Raw genomic sequence first — 260 nt, forward strand, 5'->3', positions numbered from 1 at the left:
GGCCTAAATGGACTCGAACCATCGACCTCACGCTTATCAGGCGTGCGCTCTAACCAGCTGAGCTATAGGCCCATACAAATTGCAGGATTTATTTATATCATATCCTCATTTAAGAGTCAATACTTAATTGAACTCTCAAAACTAAACGAAAACGAAACACGGAAACTTATATTGATGAACAGTGTTCATCAATTCTCCATAGAAAGGAGGTGATCCAGCCGCACCTTCCGATACGGCTACCTTGTTACGACTTCACCCCA

Annotated in this window: 1 rRNA gene; it reads right to left on the bottom strand. The window is 42.7% G+C overall.

What is annotated here, in order from left to right:
- Window positions 1-202: 202 nt before the first annotated feature.
- A 16S ribosomal RNA gene (locus tag JDS99_RS31335) occupies window positions 203-260 on the bottom strand; the annotation flags it as partial.

This window comes from Bacillus cereus group sp. N6, assembly GCF_016483705.1.
Lineage (GTDB): Bacteria > Bacillota > Bacilli > Bacillales > Bacillaceae_G > Bacillus_A > Bacillus_A wiedmannii.